This window comes from Zhongshania sp. (assembly GCF_029212375.1).
GTDB lineage: Bacteria > Pseudomonadota > Gammaproteobacteria > Pseudomonadales > Spongiibacteraceae > Spongiibacter.
In genome coordinates this window covers 142,976-162,375 of sequence record NZ_JARGNU010000002.1, presented here as the reverse complement: position 1 = coordinate 162,375, position 19,400 = coordinate 142,976, and the positions used below count along the sequence as shown (strand labels likewise).

The window sequence follows — 19,400 nt, the reverse complement described above, 5'->3', positions numbered from 1 at the left end:
ATCGTCAATAAATGGCTCACCGAACTGGTCTGGGATTTGCTTTGTTGTATACAACAATGAATTCAACGTTGTACCCAAACTTACATGCACTATATACCCTGTTAGGAGAGCTGCAAACATGTCCCGAACTAATCTGCGCATTTCGGTATTCGCCCCCTTCCGCTGGCCTAGCATTCGCACTGGCGCCGCGCTCTTGGCAAGTTTACTGCTTGGCTCCCAGGCAGTGGCTGGCGCGGCGCAATGGAGCTCTACCAATATTCAGTATTTGGCTGGCAGCACTTACGAGGCAATTTACTTTGACAGCGATGCCGGCAAGCTGAGCTCAAAAGAGGACTCCAACTCGATTATCACCATAGAACACGTTAACGGTTGGAAGTACGGCGACAATTTTTTATTCGTCGACATCACCAACCCCGACAGCAACGATGCGGGAGCACCAACCGGCTATTACGGTGAAATTTCACCGCGGCTGAGCTTTAGCAAAATAACCGGCAAGGATTTAAGCGCGGGTATTATCAAGGATGTGTTAATCACCACCACCGCCGAAATCGGTCAGGGGTTTCACACTTACTTATACGGACTGGCAGTGGATTTGGACATCTTCAGCATGCCGGTTTTTCAGATCAACTATTACGTGCGCAATGAGACAGCGTACGGCGCCGACACCGGCAACCAGCTCACCTTGGTGTGGCTAAAGCCCTTTGACTTAGGCGCATTATCGTTTTCCTTTGAAGGCTTTTTTGACTACGCCTTTGATATGGATCACGCCGAAGACAACATCATTACCGGCCCACGCTTACTACTAGACGTAGGTAAATTGTGGGGCGCGCCTGGCGTGCTGCAAGCCGGTGTTGAATACCAAGTCTGGCGCAATAAATTTGGTATCGACGGCATTGATGAAGATGTGGCCCAGGCCATGGTCAAGTGGATCTGGTAATTCCAGTACCAACAACAACGCACAATGATTTGGAGATGCAAGGATGAAACAAAAAAGTCAGTTGTCACTCAGCCGCAGAAAGTTTGTTAAAACCGCCTCAATTGCTGCCGCCGGCTTAAGCATGGCGCTTAAAACGCCCCTCGCGCTGGCCGCAGCCAAAGTAAAAATGGGTTTTGTTTATGTTGGCCCCCGCGACGACTACGGCTACAACCAGGCCCATTTTGAGGGTAAAGCTGCACTGGCCGCGCTGGACTGGGTAAAGGCAGTAGACGAAGAGAACGTGCCCGAAACCATTGAAGTACAAAAAACCATGGAGAGCATGATTCAGCTCGATGGCGCTCAAGTCTTATTTCCAACCTCCTTTGGTTACTTCGACCCCCATATTCTTAAAATTGCCAAGCGCTATCCCGACACCACCTTTCTGCACTGCGGTGGGCTGTGGGATGCCGAAAAGCACCCCAAGAATGTCGGCAGCTATTTCGGCTATATCGATGAGCCAGTTTATATTTCCGGCATTGTTGCGGGGCATATGAGTAAATCCAAAAAGCTGGGGTTTATCGCCGCCATACCCATTCCGCAGGTACTGCGCAATATCAATAACTTCACTATGGCCGCGCGCAGTATTGACCCATCTATTACCACCACGGTGGTGTTTACCGGCGGCTGGTCTGACCCAGTTAAAGAAGCGGAGGCGGCAAATAGCTTAGTGGACCAAGGCATCGACGTGCTGACCTGCCACGTGGACAGCCCCAAAGTGGTGGTGGAAACCGCAGAAAAGCGTGGCATTTACTCCTGCGGCTACCACACCAATAACGCGGTGTTAGCGCCCAAGGGCTTTTTAACCGGCGCGGAGTGGAGCTGGGCAACGGTGTATAAAAACTACGCCGAGTTAATTAAAAACAAACAGCCTATTCCTAATCTAGTACGCGGCGGTTTAAAGGACGGCATTGTTAAAGTATCACCCTACGGCGCTGTAGTAAGCGACGCCGCCAAGGCCGACGCCGACAAAGCCCTAGCCTCGTTCATGGACGGCTCTATGGTGGTTTACAAGGGCCCAATCAAAGACAACAAGGGCAACACGGTCATCCCAAAAGGCAAATCCTACCTCCAGACTGATACTTGGTTAGAGAGTATGGATTGGCTAGTTGAAGGCGTGGTTGGCTAAATCCAGACGAGGCGCGACCATGCTAAAAACTGTCGAAATATGGTGCTTGTCACTGGGGGCATTGCTGCTGTCTATGCTACTCATTGCCGCCTTTATTTTCACCACGGGCAATTCACCTTCCGAGGTATTTCACAGCCTATATCGAGGCGCATTTGGCAGCTGGTTTTCTTGGCAAAACACTCTAGTGCGAGCGGCGCCGCTAATGCTCACTGCGCTGTGTACCGCCCTGCCCGCTAGGGTGGGCTTAATCGTGATTGGCGGTGAAGGCGCTATGGTGGTGGGCGGCCTAACGGCAGCAATAACTGGTATTGCCATTCAGGACGCGCCCTCGTTTATGGTGATGAGCGCCATGATGATCGTTGGTGGCGGCTGCGCCGGCCTGTGGATTCTTGCTGTGGGGGCACTGCGCCACTACCGCAATGTGAATGAAACCATCAGCTCGCTGCTACTCAACTACATTGCCATCGCGGTCTTAAACTTTTTGGTGGTGGGGGTATTAAAAGACCCCGCGACCCTCAACAACCCCTCCACGTATTCGATTGGCGAGAAGAATATGATCACCAGTATCGGCGACAGCTCAGTGCACTGGGGTTTGGTCTACGGCCTAGTGGTTTGTTTAGCCATGTGGTTTGTGGCGCGCCGCACCACCTTTGGCTTTGCCGCCGACGTGACCGGCGGCAATATCCGCGCTGCGCGTTTGGTGGGTTTGCCGGTGGCCAAAATCGTATTGCTGTCGTGCTTTCTGGGCGGCGCGGCGGCAGGGCTGGCTGGGGTGATTGAGATTGCCGCCATCCAGGGCCGCGCCAATAGTTCACTGAATGCGGGCTATGGCTATGCCGGCATTCTGGTGGCATTTCTGGCTAGGCACAATCCATTAGCCATTATTCCCTACGCCTTGCTGCTCGGTGGCATTCAGGCATCGGGAGGCTTGCTACAGCGCGCCCACGATCTACCCGATGCCACCGTGGCGGTTTTTCAGGGCATTATTTTTATGATGATTCTCAGTAGCGAAATGTTGTACGGACGCATTAAGTTTCTGCAGCCCAAGAGCATGATTTCATGAGTGCTAACAGAGCAAGTGTGACGCCTTTATCCCTGAGCGACAAAAATAGGACGCAGCGCTAATGGAAAACGATATCGGACTTTGGAGTGTGCTTATTGCGGTGCTCGGTGGCGCCATCCGTGTGGGTACGCCCTTTATTTTCGTCAGCCTCGGCGAATGCCTAACCGAAAAAGCGGGGCGCATTAATCTTGGCCTCGAAGGCAATTTAATAATGGGTGCCATGACTGGCTACGCGGTGTCCTACCTCAGCGGCTCGCCGTGGCTGGGGGTGCTGGCCGCCGGTAGCTCGGGTTGTGTGCTGGGCATACTGCACGCCCTGCTTTGCCAAAACAAACAAGTAAACGATATTGCCGTAGGCATTGCCATGATGCTGTTCGCCACCGGCATCGCCTTCTTTTATGGCAAAGCTTTTATTCAACCCAGTGCGCCGCACCTACCCTCGATTGGCTTTGGCAACTGGAGCAGTTCGCCGGTAATAAAAGCCGCGCTGGATATCAATGTATTGTTTTTCCTCGGCGTCGCGCTGGCGCCGGCTATGGCCTGGTTTCTGCGCACCACCCGCTGGGGGAATGCCGTGCGCGTGGTGGGCGAGAGCAGCGACGCCGCCTTGTCGCTGGGCATGAATATCAATCGCGTGCGTCTCCTCAGTACCATGGCCGGTGGCGGCTTGGCGGGTATTGGCGGTTCCTATCTGTCGCTCTACTACCCTGGCAGTTGGAGCGAGGGCCTATCTAGCGGCCAGGGTTTGATGGCGGTGGCGCTGGTTATTTTTGCGCGCTGGAATCCCATGAACTGTCTCTATGCCAGCCTGCTGTTTGGCGGCGCTGCGGCCTTGGGGCCAGCACTGCAATCGGTGGGCATTAACTGGGGATACTATTTGTTTAACGCCGCGCCCTATGTGCTCACCTTAGTCATTATGATTGCCGCCTCTAGCGCCAAGGGCACAGTGCGCGGCATGCCAGGTGAATTTGTTAAATAACGCCAATTGGACTTGTTAAAAAGGATATGCGTATGAGCACTATCACCATTGACGCCACGCCCTACCCATGGCCCTACAACGGCAAACTTACGCCGCAAAATACCGCGCTGCTGATTATCGATATGCAAACCGATTTCTGCGGTGTGGGTGGCTATGTAGACAGCATGGGCTACGACCTGTCGCTGACCCGCGCGCCAATAGAGCCCATCAAGGCGCTGCTGGCGCTATTCCGCGCCAAGGGCTTTCACATTATTCACACCCGCGAGGGCCACCGCCCCGACCTCAGTGATTTACCGCCCAATAAGTACTGGCGCAGTCAGCGCATCGGCGCTGGCATTGGCGATGCTGGGCCCTGCGGGCGCATATTGGTTCGCGGTGAACTGGGCTGGAATATTATTGACGAACTGGCGCCGCTAGCCGGTGAGCCAATTATAGACAAGCCTGGCAAGGGTTCTTTTTACGCCACCGATTTAGAATTAATTTTGACTAAAAACCGCATCGAAAATCTGATTATCTGCGGCATAACCACCGATGTCTGTGTAAGTACCACCATGCGCGAGGCCAACGACCGCGGCTACGAATGTTTAATGGTGGAAGACTGCTGCGCCGCCACCGATCCCGACAACCACCAAGCGGCCATCAATATGGTAAAAATGCAGGGCGGCGTGTTTGGTGCCACCGCGCCATCTGCCTTGCTGCTGGAGGCGCTAAGCAAATGACTGAGCAGCCGATTCTCGAAGCCCTGTCGATCTGCAAGCAATTTGGCGATGTGCGGGTGCTGAATAATATTTCCCTAAAATTGGGACGCGGCACCGTGCACGCGCTGCTGGGCGAGAATGGCGCCGGAAAAAGCACCTTGGTTAAATGTATTATGGGCTACTACCGCCCCGACGACGGCCAGCTGTTATTTGAGGGCCGCGAGGCGCAGATTGTCAGTCCGGAGCAGGCCACCGCGCTGGGCATTGGTATGGTATACCAGCACTTTACCTTGATTCCCAATATGAGTATTGCCGAGAACATTGTGCTGTCGCGGCCCAATTTACCGGCGGTCATCAACTGGCCCGCCGAGATTTCACAACTGGAACAGCGCATGGGCGAGATGCCGTTTCAGTTTGAACTGCGCCGTTCAATCAATTCACTGTCTGCCGGTGAAAAACAAAAAGTCGAGATCATTAAGCAATTGTTGCTCAATGCCAAAGTATTAATTTTGGATGAGCCGACCTCGGTATTAACCCCCACCGAAGCCGATGAAGTGCTCGACAAAATTTATCAACTCACCCGCGACGGCAAACTCAGTGTTTTAATCATTACCCACAAATTCCGCGAAGTAATGAAATACGCCGACGACGTGACCGTGCTGCGCAAGGGCGAATACATCGGCTCGGCCAAGGTTGCCGATGTCGATCCCGAGAAGCTCGCCAAGATGATGGTGGGCGAAGAGACCCTGACCCAAGCGCCGTCTCGCGCCAGCCATAAAAATCGCCGCTGTGTTGTGCAAATAGACAAGCTCACAGTGAACAATGAGCAGGGCTTAGCCGCTATTAGCAATCTTGATTTAGAATTGTATGCCGGAGAAATCATCGGCATCGCCGGTGTCTCCGGCAATGGTCAAAAGCAACTCACCGAAGTCTTGGGTGGGCAGCGCGCGCCGCTGTCTGGTCAGCTTCGCGTTAACGGCCAAGCCTTTGGCGCCAGCCGTCGCGAGATGGTAGAGCACCAGTTTTATTGTCTGCCCGAAGAACCCCTGCGCAATGCCTGTGTGGCGAATCTGAGCGTGGCCGACAATATCGCCCTGCGCAAATTCGACAGCCCCGCGTTTACCTCAATGAAATGGATTGTTAAGCGCAAAGCCATACGCGACTTTGCCCTCGACCTTATTCAACAATACAAAATTCGCACTGCCGGTCCAGAGCAAAATATTGGTGCGCTGTCTGGCGGCAATGTTCAGCGCGCGGTACTGGCGCGGGAACTGGCCCAAGCGCTATCGGTACTGGTGGTATCTAACCCCTGCTTTGGATTGGATTTTAAGGCAGTGGCCGATATTCGCGCCCGCCTGCTTGAGGCCCGCAACCAAGGCACCGCCGTACTGCTGCTCAGCGAAGATCTGGATGAAATTTTGGAATTATCTGATCGCTTCTTTGTGATCTCGGGCGGCCAGCTGGTTTACCAAACCACCCCGCAAGAGGCCGACTTACAAACCATCGGCCGCTATATGGGCGGGCATTAAGCCCCAGTTTAAGGAGAAGATATGTTTACTATTGCCGCCAGCCCCTATCCCTATGTCCTGCCCAGCGGCAGCAAACCCTGCCTGATCGTAATTGATATGCAGCGGGATTTCGTCGAAGCCGGTGGTTTTGGCGAAGCACTGGGCAATGATGTGTCTTTGCTAACTGCCATTGTGCCCACGGTAAAACGTTTGCTGGACTGTTTTCGAGCCCTAAACCTGCCCATTGTTCACACTCGCGAAGCCCACAAACCCGACCTCAGCGACTGCCCACCAGCCAAACTTAAGCGCGGCGGCGCCAGTATGAAAATCGGTGACCTTGGGCCAATGGGGCGTATCCTCATAGACGGTGAAGTAGGTAATGAGTTATTGCCAGAATTGCGTGCTCTGCCGGACGAATTAGAAATAACCAAACCAGGCAAAGGCGCATTTTACGCCACCGCCCTGCAAGACTATCTTCACGATTTGGAAATCACCCATCTGCTGTTTGCCGGTGTCACCACCGAGGTCTGCGTGCAAACCTCCATGCGTGAGGCCAATGACCGTGGCTACGAATGCCTGATTGTTGAAGACGCGACCGAAAGTTATTTTCCCGAATTTAAACAAGCCGCCATCGCCATGATTATCGCCCAAGGCGGTATTGTCGGTTGGTCGGCAAGCTGCGAGCAAGTGATCGCCGGACTGGAGCAGGCCTATGGATAAGTTAGCGAGTGCATTAGCTATTAATGGCTTGTTGGAAGCCGAAGCCCTGTTGGCTAGTCGAGATTGGCAGCCGCTGCGCCCCGGTGTGGCTATTTCCTATATTTACCGCACCAGTAGCAAAGGCCCGAGTGCGGCATTTTTACACTACCAAGCTGGCGCCTCGGTGCCTCGCCACAAGCATATCGATTTTGAACATATTTTGATTCTGCACGGCTCGCAGAGCGATGGCACGGCCGTGTATGGCAAAGGCTGTCTCGTTATTAATCCACCCGACAGCCAACATCAAATCCACTCTAGCGAAGGCTGTATTGCGCTGGCAATTTGGATGAGACCAGTGGCTTTTTTAGGCGAAGCCGAATAGGCGCTAACATACCGAGGTGCGCTTATGAACAAACACGTCAATCTGCAATGCTTGGCAGTTTATACTCTGCTCGCCATAGCGCCGCCTGCGCTATCTCAGTCGGCTATTACGCAATCTACCGTCATCGATTTGAGCGATCTACGCGCGAATACCGCCAGCTATGAATGGTTTGATTTCAAGCATGGCCTTAAAAAACTGATACTGAGCGGCACGCCGGATTCGCAGCATGTCAGTATTCTCTGGTATTGGTATGAGGACAAAATGGGCACCGTGCCACTGCACTACCATGCCAAAACCGAATCGATCTACGTCATTGATGGTTCACAAACCGATGACAAGGGCGACTACCCCAAGGGCAGTTTTTATTTTAATCCCCCTAGCAGCGGCCACGACATTCGCAATAGCCGCGGCCTATTCTTACTGTCCTACGCGGCGCCACCAGACTTCAAACATACCGATGCTATTCAGGAATACAACAACACCATCATCGACGCCGACTACAGCAAATTACCCTTCGCCACCTGCGGTAAACTAAGCAATTGCTACAAAGTACCCCTAAATAAAGACGGCGGCATGAGCAGTATATTTGCCTCGCTGTCCGGCGACGAGCAGTGGCATACCCAAGCCAATGCGTTGTTATTGCTATCGGGTTCTTGCTCGGTAGACAATCAATCCGTCGCCAGCGACACCCTGATTGTAGCCAAAGCCACCGCCCCCATTCCCTACATAGTATCGGCCGCAAAAGATGCATCGTGTATCGCCTTCAGCCTATCTTTTTAAGGCGCAAGGTCATTGCCAACCTGAATAAAGCCGGAGACACGCCTTAAGCCAAGTGCCACAAAACCACGCTATTGTGCTATTTGACAATAAGGTCGGTGCCGCCATATAGTGCTGTAGATCAATAAAACCCCTTTTAATAAACATAATAAATAGCGCTGTATTCGAACTGCCTGAATACAGCGGTGTTGCGCGCGCAGGAAAATAGCCATGAGCGAAACGGTTACCTACACCCACTGCAATATCTGCGTGGCGGGCTGCGGTCTTAAAGTGACTGCCAAAAACAATCAGATCGTGAATATTGAGCCCGACAAAGACGCTGCCGTGTGGCGAGATTTTTGCGTGCGCGGCGCCGAAGCTCACCACGCGCTAAACCATCCCCAACGCATTACTCATCCCATGAAACGGGTTGGCGACGGCTATGTACCCGTGCCGTATAAGCAGGCCATTAAAGAAATCGCCCAGCAACTCAAGACCATTCTCGACCGCGACGGCGCCAATGCACTTGGCGCGTATACCGGCAATCCCGGCGCCAGTAATTTTGGCGGCTTTGCTTTTCTTGGTCTGTTGCTCGATGCCGTGGGCACCGACAATCGCTACTTTGTTGGCTCGCTCGACGAAAACGCCCACCACTATGTGTGCGATGCCATGTACCACCAGCCGTGGACCATGTTGCAAGCCGATATTGAAAACACCGATTTTCTGCTACTCGTTGGCGCTAATCCGGCCATTAGTGAGTTTGCCTGGTTTTTTGCGGTTAGCGAGGGCTGGAAAAAAGCCCAAGCTATGCAGGCCCGTGGCGGTCAAATTGTGGTGGTCGATCCGCGCCGCAGCGAGTCGGCCCAAAAAGCCAAGTTGCACTTAGCCCCGCTGCCAGACAGCGACTGGGCATTGCTGCTGGCCTTGCTGCATATCATCGCCAGCAATGATTGGTACGACAAAAACGCCGCTAAAGATTGCGACGACTTTGAAGGTTTACTAACCCTGCTGCGCAATCAAGATTTGCAAGCCCTTAGCCAGCGCTGCGATATCGCTAGCGAGATATTGGAGCAAGTGGCAAGAGACTTTAGTCGTGGCAGCGCCATGTGCTTGGCTCACACTGGGGTTGGCCAGAGTGTGAATGGCACTGTTGGTATGTGGCTAGCGCATTTGCTAAACCTAATAACTGGCAATATGCGCCGCAAAGGCGGCCTGTATCACAACCGTGGTGCCTTGGATTTATTGCGCACCGGCGCTGAACTATTCCCCGAAGCCAAGCGTAGCAGCCGCGTTAATAAGGCGCCGTCGGTTGCCGGATATCTACCGGTCAATGAAATGGCTACCGATATCGCCACCCCAGGGCCTGGCCAAATCAAAGCCTTTATTATTCAAGGCGGCAACCCGGTGATCTCAGGGCCTGAGGGCGACAGCCTAGACAAGGCCTTTGCCGAATTAGAATTATTGATTGCCGTAGACAGCTTTCAGCGCGACAGCCACCGTCACGCCCACTGGTTAATACCTGCGCCCTCTTTTCTGGAAATTGAAGAACTCTCGGCGCTTATTCAAGAAATTGGCGCCGAGTCTAATATCCAGATGTTGCGCGCAACGGTGAAAAAGCCAGATAGCATGCCCTATGAATGGGAATTCTTTCGCGATCTCGTGTTGGCAATGGACAAACCCCTGCTACTGGGCAAGCCAGCGCTTAACTGGGTGGTAAAGGGCTTTAATTTATATGGCAAGCTGACCGGCAAACCCTACGATGGCTTCAGCCCCAAATCAATTGGCAAAGAGCTACTCAAAAAAGGCGGTATTGTTAGTTATAAAGACGTAGACAAAGCAGAACATGGCCTGCGTTTAAACCAGCCGCGCGACTACAACTACTTTTTGGATTCGGTCGCGACCGCGACTGGCAAAGTCGCCGTTATGCCAAGCGCCTTAACCGAGAGATTGCAGCAGTTATTAGCCGAGCCCCACTTGCACAACAAAAGCACTGAGTTTCCACTGCAATTAATCAGTCGCCGCCGCAAGCATATGATGAACTCGTGGCTAACCCATGGCGCCATGAAAAAAATGAAACGGCCCGAAGGCGACGTCATTGAAATTAACGACATGGACGCCCAGCGCTGGGCGCTAAATGATGGCAGCCAAGTGCGGGTGCGCTCGCGGGTTGGCGCCATCGACGCCAAGCTCAAGGTCAGTGACCGCGTGCGCAGCGGCGTCGCCGTAATGAGTCACGGCTGGGGCGGCCAAACCTATTCACCCAAAAATGGCAGTGCCAGCGAAGCGGTGGGTGGGGTTAATCGCAATTTATTGGTTGCCGCCGACGATGTCGATCCGCTGTCTCGCGTGCCAAGGCTTAACGGCACGGCAGTTTGTGTGGAAGGAATTTAGCTGCAATACGAGGTTTAGCACTACCGGCGTTTATACGCAGAATAGATTAATTCTGAGACAAAAATAATCACTGCCGACGCAGCGCCTGCAAGGTGGGCTTCTATCGCCACCCGCAGGCCAATCAACTCCTCCGTCGCTGCGCGCGGGTATAAATCAAATTGCTCCAATAGCAATTTCCCCAACAATACCGCAACACCCGCGTAGGCAAGCATGGGTGTATTGCGCCGCATCGACAGTAAAATCAACAGTAGATAGCCGTGTAAAACCCCAGACAAACCGAGGTAATAGTCCAGTGCTGGGCAGAACAGATACACCATGGCGCCGCACAAGCCAGACAAGGCGACAAACTCGGCAGCTTTGCGCCGAGCAGCGCGATGATCCAATAAGCTTAAACAACTAAAAACGACGCTATTACTAACAAAGTGGTAGGCATTGCTGTGCACCCACTGCCCGCTCAACAATCGCCACCACTGACCGCGACTGATATCAGCGCGGATCAAGGCGAGGTCGGCAATATAAACATGGCACAGCTGAGCGACAGCCAAAAGCAGTAACATCAACAGCAGGTAATAACTCGGCTTTAGTAACGACAGCATCCGCTCTCCACGCCAATAACTATAGCCCTCAATATTAGTCCCCTTATTCGCTGTTAATGGCCTCAAAACATAACAAGCCAAAGCGAACTGTCATTTTAAGCTGCCATACCAACAAAAACGCGCATCAAGGCAGGCGTTATGGCGCCCGTATTAATATTGAGCCACTGCAAATCTTTTGCTATTTTAGAGCTTCACTGCTTAACAGCAGACCCAATAGCGGAATGTAGCTCAGCTTGGTAGAGCACTGCGTTCGGGACGCAGGGGTCGGAGGTTCGAATCCTCTCATTCCGACCAGCCGGAGCTAAGCCCAATAACCGAGCCAAAATAGACCAGCCGCCCGCCCCGTCCAACGTCCAAACCACCCTTTTTGGCAGCCTCATCACAAGTTTGCCGCAAAAGCAGAACATTTAGGCTAATATGCTTTAATAGTTAGTGACTTACTGCGTTAAATTGATAAAGAATATAATCTTAGGGCAAATACAACCCCAATTAAGTAATTATGGATAGAGGACACCGCTTATGAAACTCTTTTCACGCACCAGCCTGCTGGTCTTGGCAGTACTGCTTTTTGCTGGGTGCGGCGGTGGCGGTAGTAATGGCGGGCCGACGTTAACCATTGACGACTCAAACAATAGCGGTGGTACTACCGATAGCAGTGTGCGCTTCGGCATTTCCAGCGGCGGCAGTTTTCAGGATGGCGTGATTGCCAGCGACCTTGCTGAGCTCACCCAAAACGAGAGTACCATACTTAGAGTTTCCTTTGTGGACGCCAACGGCGCCCCAGTAACCACCCCTGCTGTGGTCAACTTCACGTCTACCTGTGCCAGCGACAACTCCTCAACAATTAGTCCCGCCAGCATCACAAACTCGACCGGTCTCGTTAGTGTTACCTACACCGCACAAGGGTGTAATATAGAAGACACTATCATTGCCAGCACGAGTATCAACAATATCGATTTAAGCGCCTCCACATCACTGCAAGTAAGTGGCACCCTCGCGCCAGGCAATGGTGGGAATACCGGCGATGTTCGCTTCGGTACACTAAAAAATGGCCAATTTGTCGACGGTGAGATCAAAGCCAACTTCACAGCATTACAACCAGGCGACTCTGTTGACCTGTACGTCGCGTTCATTGATGCGGACGGTCTACCGTATTCCGACGCAGCCACAGTGAACTTTACTTCAACGTGTATAAGCGCAGGCCTCGCAACAATCACGCCGGCCAGCGTAAACAACACTACTGGCCTTATTCAAGCAAGCTATGAATCGGTAAGCTGTAATGGCGAAGATAATGTTATCGCCACAACGCTCGTTAACAACAAAATATTACGCGCTACTGTTGTGCTAACAACCACTTTCAATACCCATTTTGGTAATTTCGTAGGCGGGATATTTAGTGATGGCCGTATCAATACCTCCTCAAACTCACTGAAAACAGGCCAAAGCACAACCCTTACAGTCAAGCTGCAAAATGCCCAAGGCAATGCTATCGCCGGAACTGAAGTGCGCTTCTCATCCAGCAGCTGTGTCGGCTCCAGTCTGGCCACTATCACACCCAGCGCGACCACCAATGCAAACGGTATTGCGACCGCAATCTACACAACGAATGGCTGCGACGGCGACGATATCATCATCGCAGAAACCCGCTACCAAGGGCAGGATCTGAGCGCAACAACAACCTTGAGCCTAGACGCACTGCAAGTACAGTTTGGCTCATTCAATCAACTCTTATTTAATAATGGCACTATCGCAAGCAGCAAAAACGGCGTTATAGAAGCGGGCGAGACCACCACCTTAACGGTTGATCTCATTGATCAAAACGGCGATAGCTATACTGGGAGCGCAAGCATCTTCTTCAACTCGACTTGTCTTGCCAGTGGACTTGCAGAAATTGACCCTGCCATTGCCACCAACATTGGCGGTACCGCAAGTGTCATTTATACAGCTCGCGGATGCGATGGCGACGACCTAGTTACGGCAAGTACAAATGTGGCTGATAACACCCTTACCGCTGCGGTTACATTGACCACAGACCAACCGCCACTAGGAACTCTGCAGTTCATTTCTGCAACACCGCAAATTCTGGGTCTAAAGGGCACGGAATCAATCAACGACGCTGATAATGAGGATGGTCGCGAGATTGGCGCCCAATCCGTCGTCACATTTAAGGTCACGAGTACTTCTGGGCAAGCCCTGCCAAATCAGCGTGTAGATTTTGAAATAGTCACCGGCGATACCGGCTCAGGAAATAACGGTCCAGATGCCTATTTGAGCAGCGCCTTTGACACCTCAGACAACGAAGGCTTGGTCACTACGGTAGTAACTCCAGGAACCACTGCGACCCCCGTACGTCTAAAGGCCACAACAACACACGAGGGCGCCACAGTAACTGCAGTATCTAACAGCTTGGTTATTACGACAGGCATCCCAGACCAAGACAGTTTCTCCATTAGCGCCTCCTGCCTCAATCCCGATGCCTGGGCCTATAATGGTGTGACCTCACGGATCACGGCCCACGCTTCGGATCGATTTAACAACCCCGTTCCAGACGGTACCTCTGTGGTATTTTGGACTGAAGGCGGATCAATAGAAGCAAGCTGTAATACCGGCGTTGGCGGCTTCCCCCATGGCGAGTGCTCGGTGTTATGGCGCTCGCAAGACCCGCGGCCCGTCGATGGACGACTCACTATTCTTGCACGCGCCATCGGCGAAGAGAGCTTTGCAGATTCTCAGCCAACCAACGGACGCTACGACGATGCTGAAACTTTTAGCGATATCGGCGAACCCTATTTAGATGCAAATGAAAATGGACTTTATGATGTCAACGTCGAGAAATATGGCGACTTCAATAACGACAACACACGCAACGGTCCAAACAAGCTCTACGACGGACTACTCTGCGACAAAACTGGCGCTAATGCGAAATGTAATCCTGACTCAGAAACGTTGTTCGTAAGCGATAGCATCGTACTGGTGATGTCTGATGCCACCAAGCTGACTATTGAGATACTGGATGGCCCCGACCCACTCACCGCCAACCCTATTAACGGCATTGATCTAACGTCAGGCGGCGGCACGATCTATGCGCATATTTACGATGAGCGCGGGCAGCTACCACCAGGGGGAACAACGGTCTCAGCATCGACAGATTTAGGTAAAATGATTGGCAGCGCTGAATATACCGTTCCGTCATCCAATTCCAACGGCTCATATATTGCTGCATTTACCATCATACCGAGCGATGCGCCAAACGAGGCAAAGATTGGCGGCTTGGTCATTAGTGTAGACACCGGAGATTGCTCAGAAGTAAGCGGGGGCACCACCGTGAACTACAGTGTGTATATCCCCTTGAAACAAAATCCACCAGCTCCGTAATTACACTAGTTAGCAACAAAATTGCTAGTGCCTCGTGGTAAACTACGGGGCACTTCATTCCTAAGAATGCCCCATGACCAAACACGACACCCTCTACTCCACCCCCCACCCCAATCTTGGTCGCTTTGCCTTTGATGAGCATGTGGTGGAAGTTTTTCCCGATATGATTCTGCGCTCGGTGCCAGGTTATGCCACGATTATCGCAATGACAGGAGTGATGGCTGGGCGCTATGCGCAGGGGGGTAGCAATATTTATGATCTTGGCAGTTCGCTAGGTGCCAGCACCTTGTCGATGGCCAGAGAGCTAGGCGATCGCGACTGCACGATTATTGGGGTGGACAATTCCGCGGCGATGATTGCGCGCTGCCGAGGCTATATTAGCAGCACCACACCGCCAATTGAGCTGCGCTGTGAAAACATTCAAGACACCGAGATTCGCAATGCCTCGGTGGTGGTTTTAAATTTCACCCTGCAATTTGTGCCTGCCGAGCAGCGTGGGGAATTAATTCAGCGTATTTCCAAGGCCATGCGCCCTGGCGGCATTCTCATTTTGTCGGAAAAGATTCGTTTTGCCGACACCCATCTTCAAGAGTTAAACACCGACCTCCATCATGCCTTTAAACGCGCCAATGGCTATAGCGATCTCGAAGTCGCCCAAAAGCGCTCAGCATTGGAAAACGTGCTTGTGCCAGAGACCCTAACAGAACACCAGCAACGGCTGCGCGACGCCGGATTTAGCAGTATCGATGTGTGGTTTCAGTGTTTTAATTTTGCCTCACTGGTCGCAATTAAATGATGGATTACCGCGATTTTCTCGCCACTCTTAGCCAACAACACCCCAAGCTCGCCGACTGGGCACTGCAACTGCCAGAACAAATTGCCGCAGGCCTCAGTGAGTCCCGCTATGGCGATCTGCCCCGCTGGAAAGCGGCCCTCGCCGCCCTGCCGGCACTCAGCCCGACAAGCGTTCAATTAGATGCTTCGCGCGTTGGCGCCAGCGGCGAGATTTCCGACGAGCAGCGCAGCGCGCTAGAGCAAGGCCTTAAAGGCCTGCACCCCTGGCGCAAGGGTCCATTTGAGCTATATGGCGTACATATTGACACTGAATGGCGCTCAGACTGGAAATGGGATCGCCTAAAAGACGCCATCGCGCCACTGCAAGGTCGCAGTGTGCTGGATGTTGGCTGCGGCAGCGGCTATCACTGCTGGCGGATGCGTGGCGCGGGCGCCGCGCTAGTCGTTGGCATCGACCCTACACCGCTGTTTGTCACCCAGTATTTCGCCTTACAAAAATACCTTAACGAACCTTCTGTTGCGGTACTGCCGATGGGCATTGAGCACTTGCCCGAGCGCTTACAAGCCTTCGACACCACGTTTTCGATGGGAATTCTCTATCATCGCCGCTCACCCTTTGACCATCTATTAGCGCTGCGCGACACCCTGCGCAGCGGTGGCCAGCTGGTATTGGAAACCTTGGTGATCGACGGCGAGCTAGGTGATGCGCTGGTTCCCGAAGGTCGCTACAGCAAAATGGGCAATGTTTGGTTTATACCCAGCACCGCTACCTTAGAAAGCTGGCTTAAAAAAGTTGGCTTTAAAAACCCCCGCCTCGTCGACGTCAGTCAAACCTCCTGCGACGAGCAGCGCAGCACCGAGTGGATGCAGTTTCACTCCCTCGCCGAGTTTCTAGACCCTAACGACGCCAGCAAAACAATAGAAGGCCACCCAGCCCCGAAACGCGCTACCTTTATCGCCGAGGCGCCTTAGCTCGCCCCAATCAAGCGCAAGCCAAATCGTGACATTGATCAAAACCTGAACAAATAACACCCATCTTCAGTTTCTATGTGACATTTGTGTGATACCTTTCAAATTGATATACGCACTATTACGTAGCGGTTTGGAAAATTCATGCCTCATAGCGATACGGGACCATTATTAGACCGCCTAAAATCACAAGCCCGACAGTGGTTTGGCGAGCACCTGTACCGTTATTTTGACCGCCTGCAAGACAATTTCCATCGCCGCGCCCTCACTGCTAGCAGCACTACCGAGCAAAACGAGCTACTCAGCCAGCAGCGCGCAGTAAAAACGGGGCAAGATGAAGCTTTCCGGCTATTTGCCGACCATATTAACCAAGCGTTTACCGCCAAGCGCAGCCTTGAAACCGGCAGTTACCCCGAACTCGACCGTTTAGCCCAGCAATTGGAAAAATTGCCCGACGCGCCGTTTGGTAAAGAAAAAGCCGATCTTCACTACTTTTGCCGCGCTATTGCGCCAATTACCTTGCTCGCTGGCTTTCAGCACATCATTGTGCCGCTCCGCCTCAACAACCAACATCGCCACCAAGCCCTCACCATGTTTCAGGGCCTGTTTATTCAAGAGCTAAGCAAGCTTTACGAGCAGTTATTAAGCGCGCTACCCAAGTCAATACCCGCCCACAACCTCGGCGACTGGATAGCCCACAGTAAGCTTCAGCTCAGCGAAAAGAATTTATCTACCCAGCAGCGTGCCTTAACCGAGCTGCGCCTGCAGCGCCTACTCAAACTCTACGACCATCGCCAGAACAGTAGCACCGCGCCCACCATCGAGCCCACCGATGATGAATTGATTGAAGCGGCCGCCAGTATTTTTCACGGCCTGAGCAACCGTCGCCGGCTGTCGCCCAGCATCTTGGCATCGCTGAATACTTTGCAGAATCTGGCCAGCAGTATTGCCCTACAAGATCGCCAAAGCTTTTTACACGCCCTGCATCCGGCGCGGCAGGTTTGCCGGCAAGTTGTGAACGCCCTCGCCCACTGGGATCACACCGACAATAGCCAGCGTTTTCAATTTGAGAGCGCCCTCAAAATCATTAGTCGAAAATTAGCGAAAGATGGCGTGCAAGCCAACGATTTTGCCCAAATTCGCAGCCAAGTCGACGACTGTTGCCAGCACCTACTGCAGAGCATCAAGCTCAACGACAAACGCAACCTCAGCGCCGAGGTGGGCCAAAAACGGCTCACCCGTTTGCGCCGCAAAGTGCACGAAATGCTCGACGAAAAAACCGCTGCTATCCAGCTTCCCGTTAGCGTCGACAATATGCTGTACGGGCCAATGACCACGATTGTGCTGTATCACTGGCTGCGCCATGGCAGTAATAGCACTCCGCTGCGCCGCAGCATTAAATTGATCGACGATATACTCTGGTATATTAAACCTCATGCCGACTGGTCGGAGCTGCGCCGCGCCAAAGCCATGAGCAAAGACCTTGAAGCAGAGCTCAGCGAAGGTCTCGCCCGCATTAATTTCAGTTACCAAGCCAGTCAAGCCCTCATTGAAGAGCTACACCAGCTGCGAATGATCGCCTCTGGCCGCAGCACCAGCCTCAAACGCCCCTAACACTGGGAACTCGCTACGCCAATTGTGCGTATTCGGGTGACGACACCATGTAAAAATAGGTATAATTTTGCGCCCGCATGTTTACTCTTCACGAGTGAACACGGCCCAAACCACACTCGTTTTATCGCATTCAACTGCGATCACGCACTTAAGGTGATGACTTTGCAACTCGACCAAGCTTCTTCTACGCAGCTACGCGAATGGGAAACCTCTCTGGCTCAAGAGTATCAGCAGTTTAAAGCCTCTGGCCTCAATCTCGATCTTACCCGAGGCAAACCCAGCGCCGAACAGCTCAATTTATCTGACGAGATCAACCTCATTTTGGGCGACGACCTCAGCAATGAGAGCAACACCGACTTGCGCAACTACGGCGGCCTCGACGGCATTCCCGAGTGCAAGCGCCTGTTTGCCGAGGTCTTGGGCGTCGCCAACGACGAGATTTTAATTGGCGGTAATAGCAGCTTAACGCTGATGTACTTCGCGGTACTCTTTGCGCAGAATCAAGGCTTTGGCGCGCTGGGCGCGAGCTGGGCCAGCGAAGGCAAAACCACCAAATTTCTGGCACCCGTACCTGGCTACGACCGCCACTTTAGCGTGTGTGAGCACCTCGGCATCGAACTCATCCCCGTCGCCCTAAACGACGACGGCCCAGATATGGACGCGGTTGAGCAATTAGTAAAAGCCGACCCCAGCATTAAGGGCATCTGGTGCGTACCACGCTTTAGCAACCCCACTGGCACCGTGTATTCCGAGCAAGTGGTTGACCGTCTCGCCCAGCTGGGCAAGCTCGCGGGCAGCAACTTCCGCGTGTTTTGGGACAATGCCTACGCTGTTCACAGCCTGACTGACGACGCCCCAGAGCTCGCCAACATTATGGATCGCTGCCGCGCCCACGGCACCGAAGACAGCGTGTATCTGTTTGGCTCCACCTCTAAAATCACCTACGCTGGCGCTGGGGTTGCCTTTGCAGGTATGTCTAAGGCCAATATCAAAGCCTTTAGCCAGCACCTTGGCATGAGCCAAATTGGTCCAGACAAAATCAATCAGCTGCGCCACGTTCGCTTTTTGAAAGACAGCGAGGGCCTCAAAGCCCATATGCGCGCCCACGCGAGCGTACTCAAGCCCCGTTTCGACATTGTGCTCAAGCACTTGCGTGAAGGTTTGGCCGACACAGGCATGGCGAGCTGGAACGAGCCCCAAGGTGGCTACTTCATCTCCTTTGACACCCTGCCCGGCCTTGCCAAGGAAGTGGTTAAGTTAGCTGCCGAAGCAGGCGTTAAACTTACCCCCGCCGGTGCAACCTTTCCCTACGGTAAGGACCCCGACAACAAGAACATCCGCATTGCGCCCAGCGTGCCAAGCTTGGAAGAGATCGACCGCGCCATGGCGGTGTTTGTGAACTGTGTAAAATTGGCGTCAGTGCGTCAGCGCCTGAGCTAAATAGAGCACAACAAAAAGGGGGCGCCGATAATC

At 52.9% G+C, this 19,400-nt stretch carries 16 protein-coding genes and 1 tRNA gene; 16 read left to right on the top strand and 1 reads right to left on the bottom strand.

Annotation, left to right across the window (positions count from 1 at the left end; translation table 11 throughout):
- Positions 1-118: 118 nt before the first annotated feature.
- The 10 genes from P1U47_RS02805 (at position 119) to P1U47_RS02760 (ending at position 10,578) form a co-directional block, all read left to right on the top strand.
- Complete coding sequence (locus P1U47_RS02805) at positions 119-937, top strand: outer membrane protein OmpK (protein ID WP_301027031.1); 819 nt, start codon at positions 119-121, stop codon at positions 935-937.
- A 43-nt stretch (positions 938-980) separates the two neighbouring features.
- On the top strand, positions 981-2,102 hold the full coding sequence (locus P1U47_RS02800) for a BMP family ABC transporter substrate-binding protein (protein ID WP_301027029.1): 1,122 nt from the start codon (positions 981-983) through the stop codon (positions 2,100-2,102).
- Positions 2,103-2,121: 19 nt separating this feature from the next.
- Complete coding sequence (locus P1U47_RS02795) at positions 2,122-3,165, top strand: ABC transporter permease (RefSeq protein ID WP_301027028.1); 1,044 nt, start codon at positions 2,122-2,124, stop codon at positions 3,163-3,165.
- Between the two features lie 61 nt (positions 3,166-3,226).
- On the top strand, positions 3,227-4,144 hold the full coding sequence (locus P1U47_RS02790) for an ABC transporter permease (protein ID WP_301027027.1): 918 nt from the start codon (positions 3,227-3,229) through the stop codon (positions 4,142-4,144).
- 32 nt (positions 4,145-4,176) lie between these two features.
- On the top strand, positions 4,177-4,863 hold the full coding sequence (locus P1U47_RS02785) for an isochorismatase family cysteine hydrolase (RefSeq protein ID WP_301027025.1): 687 nt from the start codon (positions 4,177-4,179) through the stop codon (positions 4,861-4,863).
- Positions 4,860-6,371, top strand: a complete 1,512-nt coding sequence (locus tag P1U47_RS02780) for an ABC transporter ATP-binding protein (RefSeq protein ID WP_301027024.1) — start codon at positions 4,860-4,862, stop codon at positions 6,369-6,371. The genes P1U47_RS02785 and P1U47_RS02780 overlap by 4 nt, the downstream gene beginning before the upstream one ends.
- A 21-nt stretch (positions 6,372-6,392) precedes the next feature.
- Positions 6,393-7,070, top strand: coding sequence for a cysteine hydrolase (locus tag P1U47_RS02775; protein ID WP_301027023.1), 678 nt, complete (start codon positions 6,393-6,395; stop codon positions 7,068-7,070).
- Positions 7,063-7,431, top strand: coding sequence for a cupin domain-containing protein (locus tag P1U47_RS02770; protein ID WP_301027022.1), 369 nt, complete (start codon positions 7,063-7,065; stop codon positions 7,429-7,431). The genes P1U47_RS02775 and P1U47_RS02770 overlap by 8 nt, the downstream gene beginning before the upstream one ends.
- A 24-nt stretch (positions 7,432-7,455) precedes the next feature.
- On the top strand, positions 7,456-8,211 hold the full coding sequence (locus P1U47_RS02765; RefSeq protein ID WP_301027021.1) for a cupin domain-containing protein: 756 nt from the start codon (positions 7,456-7,458) through the stop codon (positions 8,209-8,211).
- A gap of 207 nt (positions 8,212-8,418) precedes the next feature.
- Positions 8,419-10,578: a molybdopterin-dependent oxidoreductase gene (locus P1U47_RS02760; RefSeq protein ID WP_301027020.1), complete on the top strand. Its 2,160-nt coding sequence runs from the start codon at positions 8,419-8,421 to the stop codon at positions 10,576-10,578.
- A 20-nt stretch (positions 10,579-10,598) separates the two neighbouring features.
- Here the strand turns inward: P1U47_RS02760 and rrtA are convergent, their stop codons facing one another.
- Complete coding sequence (gene rrtA / locus P1U47_RS02755) at positions 10,599-11,174, bottom strand: rhombosortase (protein WP_301027019.1); 576 nt, start codon at positions 11,172-11,174, stop codon at positions 10,599-10,601.
- A gap of 217 nt (positions 11,175-11,391) precedes the next feature.
- On the opposite strand from rrtA, the gene P1U47_RS02750 reads away from it, so the two are divergent.
- The 6 genes from P1U47_RS02750 (at position 11,392) to P1U47_RS02725 (ending at position 19,367) form a co-directional block, all read left to right on the top strand.
- Positions 11,392-11,468: transfer RNA gene (locus P1U47_RS02750), tRNA-Pro, on the top strand.
- 225 nt (positions 11,469-11,693) lie between these two features.
- Entirely contained in the window at positions 11,694-14,549 is a 2,856-nt protein-coding gene (locus P1U47_RS02745; protein ID WP_301027018.1) for an Ig-like domain-containing protein, read from the top strand.
- Positions 14,550-14,622: 73 nt separating this feature from the next.
- Entirely contained in the window at positions 14,623-15,345 is a 723-nt protein-coding gene (gene cmoA, locus P1U47_RS02740) for a carboxy-S-adenosyl-L-methionine synthase CmoA (RefSeq protein ID WP_301027017.1), read from the top strand.
- Positions 15,342-16,316, top strand: a complete 975-nt coding sequence (gene cmoB / locus P1U47_RS02735; protein WP_301027016.1) for a tRNA 5-methoxyuridine(34)/uridine 5-oxyacetic acid(34) synthase CmoB — start codon at positions 15,342-15,344, stop codon at positions 16,314-16,316. Before cmoA ends, cmoB begins: the two co-directional genes overlap by 4 nt.
- A 141-nt stretch (positions 16,317-16,457) precedes the next feature.
- Entirely contained in the window at positions 16,458-17,927 is a 1,470-nt protein-coding gene (locus P1U47_RS02730; protein ID WP_301027015.1) for a DUF1631 family protein, read from the top strand.
- Between the two features lie 162 nt (positions 17,928-18,089).
- Positions 18,090-19,367, top strand: coding sequence for an aminotransferase class I/II-fold pyridoxal phosphate-dependent enzyme (locus P1U47_RS02725; RefSeq protein ID WP_301027298.1), 1,278 nt, complete (start codon positions 18,090-18,092; stop codon positions 19,365-19,367).
- Positions 19,368-19,400 lie beyond the last annotated feature (33 nt).